Origin of the sequence: Pseudodesulfovibrio hydrargyri, assembly GCF_001874525.1 — a bacterium.
Taxonomy (GTDB): domain Bacteria; phylum Desulfobacterota; class Desulfovibrionia; order Desulfovibrionales; family Desulfovibrionaceae; genus Pseudodesulfovibrio; species Pseudodesulfovibrio hydrargyri.
Genome location: NZ_LKAQ01000004.1, coordinates 270,422 through 284,578, shown reverse-complemented (window position 1 = coordinate 284,578; position 14,157 = coordinate 270,422). Strand labels below are relative to the sequence as shown.

12 protein-coding genes are annotated in these 14,157 nt (G+C 63.2%); 3 read left to right on the top strand and 9 right to left on the bottom strand.

Going from position 1 to position 14,157, the window contains the following annotated elements:
• Window position 1 precedes the first annotated feature (1 nt).
• From BerOc1_RS05730 to recA, 8 genes are all read right to left on the bottom strand, one after another.
• On the bottom strand, window positions 2–1,054 hold the full coding sequence (locus BerOc1_RS05730; RefSeq protein ID WP_165610789.1) for a GNAT family N-acetyltransferase: 1,053 nt from the start codon (window positions 1,052–1,054) through the stop codon (window positions 2–4).
• Window positions 1,038–1,715, bottom strand: a complete 678-nt coding sequence (locus BerOc1_RS05725; protein WP_071544782.1) for a class I SAM-dependent methyltransferase — start codon at window positions 1,713–1,715, stop codon at window positions 1,038–1,040. The genes BerOc1_RS05730 and BerOc1_RS05725 overlap by 17 nt, the downstream gene beginning before the upstream one ends.
• 286 nt (window positions 1,716–2,001) lie before the next feature.
• On the bottom strand, window positions 2,002–3,063 hold the full coding sequence (locus BerOc1_RS05720) for an N-acetylneuraminate synthase family protein (protein ID WP_071544781.1): 1,062 nt from the start codon (window positions 3,061–3,063) through the stop codon (window positions 2,002–2,004).
• Between the two features lie 27 nt (window positions 3,064–3,090).
• Window positions 3,091–4,209 carry a DegT/DnrJ/EryC1/StrS family aminotransferase gene (locus tag BerOc1_RS05715; protein WP_071544780.1) on the bottom strand — a complete coding sequence of 373 codons (1,119 nt, stop codon included), beginning with the start codon at window positions 4,207–4,209 and terminating at the stop codon, window positions 3,091–3,093.
• Window positions 4,210–4,257: 48 nt separating this feature from the next.
• Window positions 4,258–5,061 (bottom strand): SDR family oxidoreductase, encoded by an 804-nt coding sequence (locus BerOc1_RS05710; RefSeq protein ID WP_084641122.1) that lies wholly within the window; start codon window positions 5,059–5,061, stop codon window positions 4,258–4,260.
• Between the two features lie 84 nt (window positions 5,062–5,145).
• Window positions 5,146–5,976 (bottom strand): Gfo/Idh/MocA family protein, encoded by an 831-nt coding sequence (locus BerOc1_RS05705; protein WP_242652875.1) that lies wholly within the window; start codon window positions 5,974–5,976, stop codon window positions 5,146–5,148.
• A 466-nt stretch (window positions 5,977–6,442) separates the two neighbouring features.
• Window positions 6,443–9,082, bottom strand: coding sequence for an alanine--tRNA ligase (gene alaS, locus BerOc1_RS05700; protein ID WP_071544778.1), 2,640 nt, complete (start codon window positions 9,080–9,082; stop codon window positions 6,443–6,445).
• A gap of 91 nt (window positions 9,083–9,173) precedes the next feature.
• Window positions 9,174–10,232, bottom strand: coding sequence for a recombinase RecA (recA, locus tag BerOc1_RS05695; protein ID WP_071544777.1), 1,059 nt, complete (start codon window positions 10,230–10,232; stop codon window positions 9,174–9,176).
• A 228-nt stretch (window positions 10,233–10,460) separates the two neighbouring features.
• Between recA and BerOc1_RS05690 the strand changes: the two genes are divergently transcribed.
• From BerOc1_RS05690 to BerOc1_RS05680, 3 genes are read left to right on the top strand one after another with little or no spacing between them, the layout of a single operon-like run.
• The gene (locus BerOc1_RS05690) at window positions 10,461–11,228 is read left to right on the top strand and encodes a substrate-binding periplasmic protein (protein WP_071544776.1); all 768 of its coding nucleotides are present in this window, start codon (window positions 10,461–10,463) and stop codon (window positions 11,226–11,228) included.
• Window positions 11,229–11,282: 54 nt separating this feature from the next.
• Window positions 11,283–12,347 (top strand): tRNA(5-methylaminomethyl-2-thiouridylate) methyltransferase, encoded by a 1,065-nt coding sequence (locus BerOc1_RS05685; protein WP_071544775.1) that lies wholly within the window; start codon window positions 11,283–11,285, stop codon window positions 12,345–12,347.
• A 36-nt stretch (window positions 12,348–12,383) separates the two neighbouring features.
• Window positions 12,384–13,313: a calcium/sodium antiporter gene (locus BerOc1_RS05680; protein WP_071544774.1), complete on the top strand. Its 930-nt coding sequence runs from the start codon at window positions 12,384–12,386 to the stop codon at window positions 13,311–13,313.
• Between the two features lie 36 nt (window positions 13,314–13,349).
• Here BerOc1_RS05680 and BerOc1_RS05675 read toward each other — a convergent pair whose 3' ends face one another.
• Entirely contained in the window at window positions 13,350–14,120 is a 771-nt protein-coding gene (locus BerOc1_RS05675) for a class I SAM-dependent methyltransferase (protein ID WP_071544773.1), read from the bottom strand.
• Between the last annotated feature and the right edge of the window lie 37 nt (window positions 14,121–14,157).

Genomic DNA, 14,157 nt, shown 5'->3' with positions numbered 1-14,157 from the left:
GTCAGAATCTGTACTTGAAGAGCTTGCCGCTGTCAGGTGGTTCCGGATTCGCGTTGTTGCGCATATCCACCAGCTTGTCGTACACAGGCCGGTTGAGAACCCGTTCACCAACATGAAACATGCTCAATTGCTTTGAAAAATTCTTTTTGAATTTGAGCAGGGGATCATCGTCCCCGCGCGTACGCCCACCCCCGATGAGGAGCCTTTTGATGCCGTTCTCCTTGCACCACAAGATACACTGATGGTGCAGGAAATTGTTTATCCCGACCCGTTGGTATTGGGGATCGGTCCCGATCAGGTGGCAATAGGCGTACCGGTTGCCGTGAAGCAATATCATGCTGGCGCCGATGGTGCCGTCGATGATGGCGGAGGCCAGGGTGTGGTTCTCCGGCAGCCGCTTCCGAATGGCCTGGAAGTAGGCCTCGGAGAAATAATAGAAGCCGGTGGCCTTGTTGTGCCGCATGGTGCCGGAGTAGAGTTCGTCAAACCGTGCCCAGGCCTCGGGAGAGTCGGAGAACTCCACCTTCCCGTCCGCGCGCAGGGATTTCTTGATTCCCTTGCGGTTGGCCGCCGTATACTCCTTGGTCCAGCGATATTCCTCGTCGATGTCGATCTCCACGAAGACCGTGTTGCACACCGGGATGATCTCTCCCCGGAATACGGGCCGGAGCCCCTGGTGCATGCCGAGCAGAGGGTTGAACTTGATGAGTTCGGCCACGATATTCCGTTCTTTTGCGAGGGCGTCGAACGCGGCCAGGGCCTCCGAGAGAAAGACGCCATCCGGTGTGGTGTACACCGGCCCCCCATAGCCGTAGGCTGTGGTGATGTCGTAATAATCGTCCAGAAACGGCGTTTCCTGCCGGAGAAACGGATAGAGGAAAACCTCCCCGTCCTTTTTGAACAGGAAGCATTGGGGCGTCGTCTTCTCGTCCTCGTAGAGAGCGCCATATTCCGGCAGAAGATAGACGTCGTTCAACTCGTCCGGCAAGGCCCGCAGGCAGTCTCTCCAAATGCTGGTCTCCTCCATGCCCAGCCATTCAACCGTCGTACTCATCATATTCCTTCTTTTGGGCTGAAATCAGATAGTGTCCAATCGTTTTCGCGCCCCGCTCCGAGGTGCGGACCAGGGATTCAATGACAACGTTCTTGAATGGGGCGGTGAGCTCTTCCAGTTCGGCCTTTGAAAACAGGTGCACGAGCACGTCCTGGTTCAGGCTGTCCAAGTGAAGAAATGTATTTTTCTCCAACTCGTCCGCATGTTCCCTTCCGGAAGTGGCCTCGTTGATGGCGATGGAAAAGAAGAGCCCGCCAGGCTTCAGGACACGTTCGATTTCTTTGTATATCTTTCGGATGTCGGCCATCCTGTTGTGTTGGGCGACCCCGATCTCATACACGGCGTCAAAAAAATTCGGCGCATACTCCAGACCGACTATGTCACCCACGGAAAAAGAGGCCGTCAGGTTTTCCTCGGCCAGATAGGCCGACGCCTTGCGGATGGCGGAGGGGCTGCCGTCCACGCCGTAGACATCAAACCCCTCCCGCGACAAATACCAGCATGTGGCCCCTGCCCCGCATCCGAGGTCGAGAATGCGGATATCTTTTCTGGCTTGCCTATCCCTGAAATTTCGGGCGGTAAAACGAACCACCTCTTCGCTGGGATACCGGCCCCAATCTCTGCTTGAAAAAATGGTTTCCCACTGCTGGTCGAAAGCCATGCACTCTTCCTTTGCCTGCGGGCTCTTTCCGCCGACGTCAATAAATCCCGATGCCACGGCGGCGAACCGCCAATGACGATATGCGGCTGCCTGGAGCCGAGCCTGGAAGGGGCGATTCAGTACCGGTTGTGGCCGGAGCTCTTCACGTCCACCCGGGACCCGCCGGGACAGACTGCGCAGCCTGGCTCGTCAAAGACCGGAAGACCGTCCCGCACGGAGCGGGAATGGATCAATTCGAGACGCAACGCGTACAAAGCGTTCAGGCCGGCGCGACATGCGGCCGGAACTATGCGCCGTCGGGCGATGACAGGAGCTGGCTCCAATCGAAAAGCTCTCCCTCGGCGATATCCCTTGCCGCGACCCTGCCGACTATTTCATCCAAATGTTTGGGAGCGATTCCTTCGGACACCTTCTTGAACAAAAAGTCGTCCGGGGCAAGAACCTGCCCTTCCACGACGTCCCGCCCGAAGACGATATAGCGACGGAACGCGCCCCGGTTGCTTTCTTCGGAAGGCATCACCCTCTTGTGTCCGTCCCCCAGGGCTTTCCGAAGATTCCGAAGTGTTTTAACGTAGCATTCCAGGTCTTGCGGTGTCAAAGACGCCTGGTGGTCCGGTCCGTCCTGGTCGTGCGAGAGGGTGAAGTGCTTTTCAAAGATTCTGGCCCCCAACGCGAGGGCGGCGCAGGCCGCCTCCACGCCGACGGTGTGGTCGGAAAAGCCTATGGGCAGGCCCGTCAGGCGGCCCAGTTCCGGGATGACGTTGAGGTTGAGGTCCTCCAGGGGGGCCGGATAGGAGGAAAGGCAATGGAGCAGGATCAACTCGCGCGTTTCCTCAGTGACGGCGGCGACTCCTTCCAGGACTTCGTCCAGGGTGGAGGCCCCGGTGGAAAAGATCAACGGGATGCCTTTTCGGGCGAGATGGCGCAGGAAGGGAAGGTTGGTCACGTCCTGCGAGGCCGTCTTCATCATGGGCACATGCAGCTCATGGACCAGGAAGTCCGCGCTTTCCTGCTCGTCGGGCGTTGAGAGAAAAACGATTCCCTGATCGTCGCAATACGCCTTCAGCTCCCGAAAGGCGTCAAAGGGAAGCTCCAGCTTCTTGATGGTGTCGTATTCGCTTTCCTCCCGGCAGGTGACCGCCTGCTGGTATTCCGGCTTGACGGAGCGTTCGCGGCAATAGACCTTCTCGGTTTTCCACGTCTGAAACTTGACGGCATCGCAGCCGCAATCCTTGGCCACGTCCACCAGTTTCCTGGCCATGTTCAAGTCCCCGTTGTGATTGACTCCCGCCTCGCCGATAATGAACAGATCCGTTTCCGACTTTTTGATGAATTCGTTGTAATTCATTTTGAATTCCTTATCGTTTCCAGGATGTTAAATTTGGTTCATGGTTGCGACCATGTATTCCATCTCTTCGGAGGAAAGGAACTCGTTGACCGGAACAAGCAGATGGGAAGCCATGAATTCGGATTCGGCGGGGAATGCCGATTCCCTGCCCGGCGGGATGAAATTCCATTTGTCCACCAGGGTGGACAGCAGGATATTCCTCTCGAAAAGCCGGTCCGCGATCCTCTCCCGTTCCTCCGGCCGCACACGCACGGGCACGGCCATGGGAACGGTGCGGTCGTCCCATTGGGGGTACACGAACCGAAACGTCGTCTGCTTCAACCCGGCGTACAGCAGGGCGCAGTTCCGGCGTCGGGCTTCCGCCATTGCCCCGGGGGCGAGACGGCGCAACCGGTCCAGCGTTACGTCCGAAGGCGCGGAAAGTCCCAACTCCCTGTTGACGAAGGAGTAATACCGCTCATACGCCTCACCGGTCTCTTCCAACAATCTTCGATCCGGCGAGGTGGAGGTCAGCAAGGCATGGTTCAGCCGCAGATGCTCCTCGTAGGCCAGGATCGATTCCCGCCATCCCTCGGGCCCGCGGGCAAGCTGTCCGCAATCCACCGAGGTCCCCCGGCAGTGGCTTTGCAACACGGCGCCGTCCGGGACCGGGAGGAACTTGTTGAGGGAGAACAGGGAAAAATCTCCTTCCTGTCCGAGCGTCGTTCCGTCCTCGGTGCGGCTCAAGAGGGCTTGGGCGCAGTCTTCGAGAATGGCGATCCCCCGCCCCGACAGCATGTCGCGGATCGGACGTACGGGTTGTTCGAAGCCGAAGGGATGAATGAGGACAACCAACCGGACGGAGGGGTCTTTCTCCACCTGTCGGCTCAGCCTTTCCGGATCGGCGAAGAGCCTGTGGTCCACGCGGTAAAAATCGACGCGGATTCCGCTCATCCTGAGCGGCTGGACCACCCCCTCGGGCACATAGGCCGGTATGAGACAGGTGTGGTCGGACGAGAGCCCGAGCGTGTCCACCAGAAACGCCACCAGGGAGCGGCCCGTGGAGGCGAAGCACGAACTGGAGCACCGGGGCGTCCACTGCTCCACGCCGCCGCCCGTTTCGGGCGGCGGGGTTGTCGGATCGAACTGCCGAAGGAGGTGAATCATGCGTGCTCCGCGTAAGAAGTGCCCAAAGAAAGAGGCGGTTCCGCCCTGCTACCAGGCGGTCCACCCGCCGTCGACCATGATATTCTGCCCGGTGACGTAGGCGGACAGGTCGCTGGCCAGAAAGAGGAGGGCGCCCTTCATGTCCTCTTCAGTCCCCATGCGCCCGAGTGGAGTATTCTTCTCATAGCGCTTCACGAATTTCGGGTCCTGGTTTCGGAAAACACCACCGGGGCAGATGGAGTTCACGCGGACTTCGGGGGCGAGCACGGTGGACAGCCAGCGGGTGAGTTGCAGGAGGCCGCCCTTGGTGGCCGCGTAGGCAGCGTCGTTGCCCATGCTCGTCCCCTCGTAAAGGGACATGTCCGGACCGGACACGCCATAAATGGAGCCGATGTTGATCACCGTCCCGTGTCCGGACCGGCGCAGCAGGTCGGTGGACGCCTGGATCAGTTCGAACGGCGCGGTCAGGTTCACCTCGGCCACGAGCCGCCAGGTGTCCACGCTCTGTTCTTCGAAACCGCATCCCCAGCCCGGCAGCTTGGAGGTGCCTACGAAACCCGCGCAGTTGACCAGAATATCCATGCCGCCAAGGGCCTCCTCAACGCGTCCAGGCACGGCGAGAACGTCATCCTGCACGGCGAGGTCGACGGCCAGCCCCAGGGTGGAAACCCCGAAGCGGTCGGCAATATAGCCCGCCACCTCGTCGACCCTTTCGGGGTCGATGTCCAGCACCACGACGTTCGCTCCGGCTTCGGCCAGAGTCTCACAAAAAGTACGTCCTATGTAGCCAGCACCGCCGGTCACCAGCGCCACTCGGCCGGTGAGATCCATGAGTTCTATGTTGCTCTTCAAAATTTCAGCTCGTTTATGGGTTTGCACCTAGTCGAAACAGGTGGAATGGTTGTTCGCGTTAAATCCAACGAATACAACAGGCCCTCAGGAAGCGGTCACCCACTCGCGCCGCTGTGCGGCGGCTTCGGCGCCGTCCACAAGGGCGACGACCTCCGCGCCCTGCGCAAAGGTGCATGGATCGCCCGGGCCTGAGCCGAGCAGCGCCTCCAGCTGGGCTTTGTAAGTCGTATCCCGGTCCGTGGCAAAAGATTCCTTCTCTCCGTTGACGAGGAGGGTATTGGCAATAAAATCACCGGTGAGGGTAAGCTCCTCCGCAATGATGTTGAACCCCCGCCGCACCCCGAAGTTCAGGTAGTCCAGGTGGACGGACACGGCGCGGCAACGCTCGGTCTTCATCAGCAGCGAGTAGGAGTCGTCCGAGGAAATTTCCAGCCGGCTGAAATGCCCGCCCACCGCGGTAACGTCGGTCCATGAGCCGAGCATCCACAGCACGAGGTCCAACTCGTGGGACAGATCCCGCAGCACTCCGCCTCCCTGCTCCTTGATGGCGGAATATCCCTTGCGGTAATCGGTCCCGGGCCGCCAGTCGGGAAGGAATTGACCAACGAAAAATTCGGCGCAAATGGCCTTTCTGCCCTTTAAAAGGGCAAAGGTCCGCTGCACCAAGGGGTGGAACCGGAGGTTGTAGGCCACAAAAATTGGCCCGGCTCCCTCGACGGACACTTTGTGAGCCGTCTCGAATAAGGGCTTTTCCACAAGGATTTTCCCTGTGTACCCTGTAGCCAAGACCTCTGCCAGAGTGTTCTTGTGGTATGTCGTGGCGTTGGAGATGATGACCAGGTCAAAGGCGTGGGACGCGACAGCCTGCGCTATGGAGGCGGATTGGGGGAAAGGGCAGTCGCGATTGCCTGTCACGCAAACAACGTCCGCGCCGGTTGCGGCAAGCAGCCTGGCATGACGGGCCCCGATAGACCCATATCCGACAATAAGCGCATGCATTTCATACCTGAATTCGTAATGGAGGATTAAAAAGGGGGAGGCTCACCAAAAACTGAAGTAAATATACGTTGAAAATGTTCTCTTTTCAAGAAGGGCGTACGCCTTTGCCCTGCGGAGGAAATGCGGCTTTCCCTTGTTGTCGGACCTGGGCGATTCGTCTCAACAGGTGATAACGCTGCTGTAGTAATTGCATACGGCGGTCGATGATCCATGTCCCAGCCCTGGCGACATGGCCTTGCCCGCCCCTTTCGCGTGTGCGGTTTACACACGATGACAAAACGGCTTGCAGGCATCGAGCCTGCAAGCCGTCGAAAACCAAAGGGAAGACCGGACAGACATACACGGAACGCGAGTGTTCTCGATGCCCCGCCGGAGGCTGCCTTTACGCGGCGACCAACTCCTTGAGCTTGGCCAGCGCGTTCTTGACGCCCGCCGGGTTGGAGCCGCCGGCGCGGGCCAGGTCCGGGCGGCCGCCGCCTCCGCCGCCGACTTCGCCGGCCACGGGCTTGATCAGGTCGCCGGCCTTGAATTTGCCGTGCAGGTCCTTGGTCACGGACAGGGCCACCGAGACCTTGCCGTCCTCGTGCGGGGCGACGAGACAGATGATCCCGGACGGCAGCTTGGAGCGCAGGGCGTCCATCTGCTCGAGCATGACGCCCATGTTCGGGGCTTCAAGTTCCACGGCCAGGACCTTGACGCCGTTGATCTCCTCGACCTCGCCCATCATGTCGCGGCCAGCGCCCGAGGCGAGCTTGGCCTGGAGCGACTTCATCTCCTTGTGCATGTCCTTGACCTGCTGCTGGAGGTCCCTGACCTTGCCGGGCAGGTCGGCGGGCTGGGCCTTGAGCATGGCCCCGGCCTCGGCCGCCGCCTCGCGGCGCTCGTTCAGCCAGGCCACGGCGTTGTGGCCGGTGGCGGCCTCGATGCGCCGGATGCCCGCGGCCACGCCGGACTCGGAGGTGATGACGAAGGACCCGGCGATGCCGGTGTTGTCCAGGTGGGTGCCGCCGCAGAATTCCATGGACACGCCGGGCACCTCGATGACCGAGACCGTGTCGCCGTACTTCTCGCCGAACAGGGCGGTGGCGCCCTTGGCCTGGGCGGCCTCGATGGACATGACCTCGCGGGTCACGGGGATGGCGTCGAAGATGGCCTGGTTGACCAGCTTTTCGACCTCGGCGATCTCCTCATGAGAGAGGCCCTTGATATGCGTGAAATCGAAGCGCAGCCGGTCCGGGCCGACCAGCGAGCCCGCCTGCTTGGCGTGGTCGCCGAGCACCTTCTGCAGGGCGGCGTGGAGCAGGTGGGTGGTGGTGTGGTTGCGCATGGTCGCCAGCCGCTGGGTGCGGTCCACGTTGAAGAACGCCTGGTCGCCGGGCTTGAGCGCGCCCTCGGTGACAACAATCTTATGCGCGGTCAGCTTCTGGGACGGCTTGACCGTGTCGAGCACGTCCGCCTTGCCGCCCGAGGCCGCGATGGCCCCGGTGTCGCCCACCTGGCCGCCGGACTCGCCGTAGAACGGGGTGACCTCGGCCACCAGCCAGCCGGACTCGCCCTGCTTGAGCTCGTCCACGACCTCGCCCTCGGGGGTGAGCACATAGGCGACCCCGGACTGGTCGGCCATGGTCTCGTAGCCGGAGAATTCGCTGGTCACGTCCTGTTCGAGCAGGGTCTGGAAGATGGAGGCCACGTCCTTCTCGCCGGAGCCCTTCCAGGCGGCCTTGGAACGCTGTTTCTGCTCCTGCATAAACTTGTCGAACTCGGCCTCGTCCACGCCCATGCCCTGCTGTTCGGCGATGTCGCGGACGATGTCGATGGGAAATCCGTAGGTGTCGTAGAGCTTGAAGGTGGTCTCGCCGGGCACGACGGCGGAACCCGCCTTCTTCAGTCCGGCCAGTTCCTCCTCGAGCATCTCCAATCCCTTGTCCAGGGTCTTGGCAAAGGATTCCTCCTCGCCCCTGACCACCTCGACCATGAAGTCGCGGGTCTCTTCCAGTTCCTTGTAGTGGCCGCCCATGTCGTCGATGACCTTGGAGGCGGTCTTCCACAGGAAGGAGCCCTCAAGCCCCATGAGCTTGCCGAAGCGGTAGGCGCGGCGGATCAAGCGGCGCAAAATGTAGCCGCGTCCCTCGTTGGACGGCAGGACCTGGTCCGGGATGAGAAAGGCGATGGCCCGCGAGTGGTCGGCGATGACCTGGAGGGCGGTGTCGACCTCCTCGCTCTCGCGGTACTTCACGCCCGCCAGTTCGGCGGTGTACTTGATGATGGATTGGAACAGGTCGGTCTCGTAGTTGGAGTGCACGCCCTGGGCCACGGCCGCGATGCGCTCCAGCCCCATGCCGGTGTCGATGGACGGCCGGGGGAGGTCGGTGCGGGTGCCGTCCTCGGCCTGGTCGTACTGCATGAAGACCAGGTTCCAGATTTCCAGGTAGCGGTCGCAGTCGCACTTGCCGATGCCGCAGTCCGGGCCGCAGCCCACTTCCTCGCCCTGGTCGTAGTGGACCTCGGAGCAGGGGCCGCACGGGCCGGTGTCGCCCATGGACCAGAAGTTGTCCTTTTCGCCGAGCCGGTAGATGCGTTCGGCCGGTACCCCGGCCACCTTCCGCCACAGCTCGCCCGCCTCGTCGTCGTCCTTGTAGATGGTGATGTACAGGCGGTCCTTGTCCAGCTTGAGCTCCTCGGTCAGAAACTCCCAGCAGAACTTGATGGCGTCTTCCTTGAAATAGTCGCCGAAGGAGAAGTTGCCGAGCATCTCGAAAAAGGTGTGGTGGCGGGCGGTGCGGCCCACGTTTTCCAGGTCGTTGTGCTTGCCGCCCACGCGCAGGCACTTCTGGGCCGTGGTGGCGCGGATGTAGTCGCGCTTCTCCTGGCCCAGGAAGAGCTTCTTGAACTGGACCATGCCCGCGTTGGTGAAGAGCAGGGTCGGGTCGTCCTTGGGCGTCAGCGGAGAGGACTCGACAACGGTGTGTCCGTTTCTCTCGAAGTACTCAAGGAAGCGTTGGCGGATTTCATTGGCTTTCATCGTGTTGTTGTTCTCCAGGGAAAGGTATTACCGATATAAAAGCGCCCCGGGGCTTGCGGCCCGGGGCGCTCGGTTCGGGCTGAAAGACGGTTTATTCGCCGGCGTCCGGCGCGGGCGCGGCCGTATCCTCGGGCGCTTCGCGGTATCCGAGGTGGGTCATCAGGGCCTCTTCGATGGAATGGGCCAGGTCCGGATTGTCCGAGAGCAGGGCGCGGACGTTCTCCTTGCCCTGGCCGAGCTTTTCGGAGCCGTAGGCGAACCAGGAGCCGGACTTCTCGATGATGCCGTTCTCCACGCCCATGTCGATGAGCTCGCCCATGCGGGAGATGCCCTCGCCGTAGAGCACGTCCACCTCGGCCTGCCTAAAGGGCGGGGCGACCTTGTTCTTGACCACCTTGATGCGGGCGCGGATGCCGTAGGCCTCGTCCTTGTCCTTGAGGGTCTGGATGCGGCGGATGTCCAGGCGGCAGGAGGCGTAGAACTTGAGCGCGTTGCCGCCCGAGGTGGTCTCGGGGTTGCCGTAGCCGGTCATGCCGATCTTCATGCGGATCTGGTTGATGAAGATGACCACGCAGTTGGACTTGTGGATGGTGCCGGTCAGCTTGCGCAGGGCGTGGGACATGAGCCGGGCCTGGCCGCCCACCTGGGTCTCGCCCATCTGGCCTTCGAGCTCGGACTGCGGGATGAGCGCGGCCACCGAGTCGATGACGATGACGTCCAGCGCGCCGGAGCGGACCAGCAGGTCGGCGATTTCGAGCGCCTGCTCGCCGTAGTCGGGCTGGGAGATGAGCAGGTCGTCGGTATGCACGCCCAGCCGCTTGGCGTAGCCCGGGTCGAGCGCGTGTTCGGCGTCGACAAAGGCCGCCGAGCCGCCCGCCTTCTGGGCCTGGGCGATGATGTGCAGGGCCAGGGTGGTCTTGCCCGAGGATTCGGGGCCGAAGATCTCGATGACCCGGCCGCGCGGCACGCCGCCGATGCCCAGGGCGATGTCCAGGCCGATGGAACCGGTGGGGATGAAGGGAATGGTATGGGACGCCTCGCCGTCCAGGCGCATGATCGAGCCTTTGCCGAACTTGCGTTCAATGGTGGTCAGGGCGGTGCCCAGCGCCTCTTTGCGCAGGGCTTCGGGGTCAACGGCTTTACGGGCCATGGGATCTCCTCCGGAATTTACGGGCGGCAACAAACGAGCAACACGTTCAGATACCAGATACGCCCTTCGCGGGCAACACCCATATATATGGATAAAAAAAGCTGGACGCGCAGGCGGTTGCACCCTCTCGACCGCATCCCCCGGCCCTTGACCGGGGCGGCTATAACGGTCTTGCGGGCCGGTATGGCCCCGGGTATGTTCGCCAATAGGCACACTCAGGGAGGCACGATGGAAAACGGATGCGCACGATTCGGCGGCGCGCTGCTCGCGGCGGCGCTGGTCATCAGCCTGGCGGCCGGGACCGCCCGCGCCCGGGGGCCTGTCCTCGAGGTGGCGGCGTACCTGCTGCCGCCCGCGTCCCACCTGGACGAAAACGGCGTCCTGCGCGGCGAGACCGTGGAATGGATGGGGCGGCTCCTGGCCGACATGGGCTATACCCCCAAGTTCCGCGTCCTGCCTTTCCGGCGCTGCCTGGAGGCCATGCGGGACGGGGCCGTGCCCATGATGCTCCCGTGCGTGGTCAGCATCGAGCGGCAGGCCTTCATGCGCTTTTCCGATCCCGTGGAGTACATGCACACCGTGCTCTGGAAAAAGGGCAGGGACCCGGCCGGGTGCTGGGAGACCCTGGACGACCTGGCGGGCCTGCGCATCGGGGTCATCGAGGGGTATTACTACGGGTCCAAGTGGCAGGAAGCCCTCGCCGCCGGGACGTTCCGGGTGGAGGGCAGCATCGGCCGCGACCCGAACCGGGCCAATTTCCGGATGCTCAGGGAAGGCCGCGTGGACATGGTCGTCTGCGACCGCAGTCTGGGGCGGTTCCTGCAGCGGCAGGACGCTCCCCTGTTCGACGACATGATTCCCTGCCCGGGCGAGATCGGCGAGAGCACGCCCCTGTGCGCCCCGGTCTCCCTCAAGTATTTCAAGGACCACGGCCTTTCGCCCGACGAGTTTCTGAGCCGCTTCAACGCACTGCTCAGGAACCGGAGCGGATTCTAGCCCTCCTCACTGCGGGGTTGCCCTCGGCCCCGATCTCACATAAGTGACCCTCCCATGGCGGAACGAAACTCATACGACGCACTGGCGCTGCTGTCCGGCGGCCTGGATTCCATCCTGGCCGTGCGCACGGTCATGGACCAGGGACTGACGGTCCTGGGGCTGCACTTTGTCACGCCCTTCTTCGGCAAACCCCACCTCATCCCGTTCTGGCGGGACCACTACGGCATCGAGGCCGTGGAGGTCGACATCCGGCAGGAGTACGTGGACATGGTCCTGGACGGCCCGTCCCAGGGGTTCGGCAAGTGGCTCAACCCGTGCGTGGACTGCAAGATCATCATGCTCGAGCACGCCCACGCCCTCATGGCCGGGTACGGCGCGAAGTTCCTGATCTCGGGCGAGGTCGTGGGCCAGCGGCCCATGAGCCAGCGCGAGGACGCGCTCAACCTGATCACCAAGCGGGCCGAGGTGCGCGACGTGCTCCTGCGTCCCCTGTGCGCCCAAAATCTCCCGCCCACGCCCATGGAGGAATCCGGGCTGGTGGACCGCGAACGGCTGCACGACTGGCACGGCCGGGGCCGCAAGCCGCAGTACGCCCTGGCCGAGCACTACGGGTTCACCGAGATTCCCACCCCGGCGGGCGGCTGCTGCCTGACCGAGGCCCAGGGCGCGGCCCGGTTCGTCAAGCTCCTGAGCCACCGCGACCGCCCGGCACCCAATGATTTCACCCTGGCCCGTACCGGGCGCCAGGTCTGGGCCGGCGGACACTGGCTGGCCTTCGGCCGGACCGCCGAGGACAACGACGCGCTCGCGGCCTGCGCCGAAGCGGGCGACTACGTGTTCAAGCTGGCCGACTTTCCCGGCCCCCTGGCCGTGGGCAGGCCGCTTTCGGGCGACTGGGACCCCGAGGTCGTCCGGGACGCCGCCGCGTTGATCAGTTCCTATTCGGGCAAGGCGCGCAAACGGTTCGAGTCCACGGGCGAGCCCGTCCGGGTGTCGGTCAGCCGCCAGGGAAAGACCGGGACCGTGGCCGTGGCCCCGGCCCGCGAGACCGCGTTCGAATGGGCCGAGCCCCAGCCCGGGATCGTCCGCGAGTGGAAGAAGGAACGCGCGCAGGGGTAGCTTGCGCCTGTTCGCCCCATCCCGTACAGTCCGCCAATGTTCATCGACATCGTCACCTTCAGCGTGTCCGCGCTGCTGCTCTGGTTCGGGGCCAACTGGATAGTCACCTCGGCGGCGCTCATCGCCCGCAAGTACAACGTGTCCGAGCTGGTCATCGGGCTGACCATCGTGGCCCTGGGCACCTCGGCTCCGGAGTTCCTGGTGACCGTCAACGCGGCATTCAGGGGGCAGAACGACATCTCCCTGTCCAACGTGGTCGGGTCCAACATCTTCAACCTCGGCTTCATCCTCGGGCTCATGGCCGTGATCAAACCGCTGGTCTCCAACAGAACCATCGTCTACCGCGACGGGCTGCTCCTGTTCCTGACCACGGCGGGCATCCTGGCCGTGTCCTTCACCGGCGTGCTTGGGCGGGTCTTCGGGGCGTGCCTCGTGGCCCTGCTCATCGGCTACCTGGCCTACCTGGGCATGAAGCGCGAACCCGTGGGCGGGGAGGAACTGGAGGAGACCCGGGGCAAGACGGCCACCTGGCGCGACGGGATATGGCTTGTCGCCGGATTCGTGGCCATCGCCGCGGGCGGGGACCTGATGGTCACGGCGGCCACGTCCATCGCCTCCAAGCTCGGCGTGTCCTCCTGGGTCATCGGCGTGACCATCGTGGCCGCGGGCACCTCGCTGCCCGAACTGGTCACCTGCCTGGCGGCCTCCATCCGGGGCAAGAACGAGATGCTGCTCGGCAACCTCATCGGCTCGGATTTCTTCAACTTCGCGGGCGTACTCGGCCTGACCTGCCTGCTCAAGCCGCTGCCGGTCTCCCCCGAGGCCTTGTCCGGTCTGATCGTCCTGGTGGGCATGGTCGCCCTGGTCCTGGTGATCCTGCGCACGGGCTGGAAGGTCCGCCGCTGGGAAGGGGCCCTGCTCATCGCCGTCAATCTGGTCCGCTGGGCCCACGACTTCATGCAATAGCCCCGGGGCCGGGCGTCTGCCCGGGCCGCTTTCCGCCTACGCCGCCTTGTTCCAGATGAGCAGGTCGATCTTGTACTGCGTCCGCTCCACGAACACGCCGGGCCCCTCCTCGAATCGCGCGAGGTGGCGGCGCAGGTGGTCCTGGTCGGCGGTCACGCCGTATTGGGACAGGAAGGTGTTGCAGGAGTCGGTCAGCTTTTCCAGGGGACTTTTCACCGTCCAGGTGCCCTCCACCGGGTGGGCGGAGTAGGGGACTCCCTTTTCGTCCAGCCAGTCGCGCATCTCCGTGCCGTTGACGAACATCCTGGGGGTCACCCCGTAGCGGGCGTACAGGCCGGTCATGACGTCGGATCGCATCAGCCCGGCAAAGCCCATGAACACGGTCTTGCCGTGCGCGTGGCGAAGCAGCTTGAGCCGGGATTCCTCGCTCTGGATGGCCGGGGTCATGGAGCAGAAGACGATGTCGAAGGTCGTATCGTCGGCGTAGTCCATCCAGTCCGAGCGCACGTAGTCGATGTTGGCGAGCCCCAGCGTGCCGGCGTCCTGGCGCAGGATGTCCAGCATCACGTCCGAGACGTCCAGGGCCGTGACGCGGGCGGCCTCGCGGGCGATGCGGATCGTGTACATGCCGCTGCCGCAGCCCACGTCCAGGACCGTCGCGCCGCGAAAGTCCACGCCGTGCTCCTTGATCATCCGCATCACGCCCGCCTCGTAGTTGTCCTCTCCCTCCTCGAACCGGGGAAAGCTGCGGGCGTGGTTGTTCCAGTATTCCTTGCTCCGGGGAGGAGTCTGCGGGTTCGATTCCATGTCTGTTCGCTCCAGAGGGGTTGCCGCCGCGGTCCGC

Bases quoted from the DNA above. Each gene is read 5' to 3' on its own strand.
- BerOc1_RS05730 (WP_165610789.1), bottom strand. From the start codon at position 1,054: ATGAGTACGACGGTTGAATGGCTGGGCATGGAGGAGACCAGCATTTGG.
- BerOc1_RS05725 (WP_071544782.1), bottom strand. From the start codon at position 1,715: ATGGCTTTCGACCAGCAGTGGGAAACCATTTTTTCAAGCAGAGATTGG.
- BerOc1_RS05720 (WP_071544781.1), bottom strand. From the start codon at position 3,063: ATGAATTACAACGAATTCATCAAAAAGTCGGAAACGGATCTGTTCATT.
- BerOc1_RS05715 (WP_071544780.1), bottom strand. From the start codon at position 4,209: ATGATTCACCTCCTTCGGCAGTTCGATCCGACAACCCCGCCGCCCGAA.
- alaS (WP_071544778.1), bottom strand. From the start codon at position 9,082: ATGAAAGCCAATGAAATCCGCCAACGCTTCCTTGAGTACTTCGAGAGA.
- recA (WP_071544777.1), bottom strand. From the start codon at position 10,232: ATGGCCCGTAAAGCCGTTGACCCCGAAGCCCTGCGCAAAGAGGCGCTG.
- BerOc1_RS05690 (WP_071544776.1), top strand. From the start codon at position 10,461: ATGGAAAACGGATGCGCACGATTCGGCGGCGCGCTGCTCGCGGCGGCG.
- BerOc1_RS05685 (WP_071544775.1), top strand. From the start codon at position 11,283: ATGGCGGAACGAAACTCATACGACGCACTGGCGCTGCTGTCCGGCGGC.
- BerOc1_RS05680 (WP_071544774.1), top strand. From the start codon at position 12,384: ATGTTCATCGACATCGTCACCTTCAGCGTGTCCGCGCTGCTGCTCTGG.
- BerOc1_RS05675 (WP_071544773.1), bottom strand. From the start codon at position 14,120: ATGGAATCGAACCCGCAGACTCCTCCCCGGAGCAAGGAATACTGGAAC.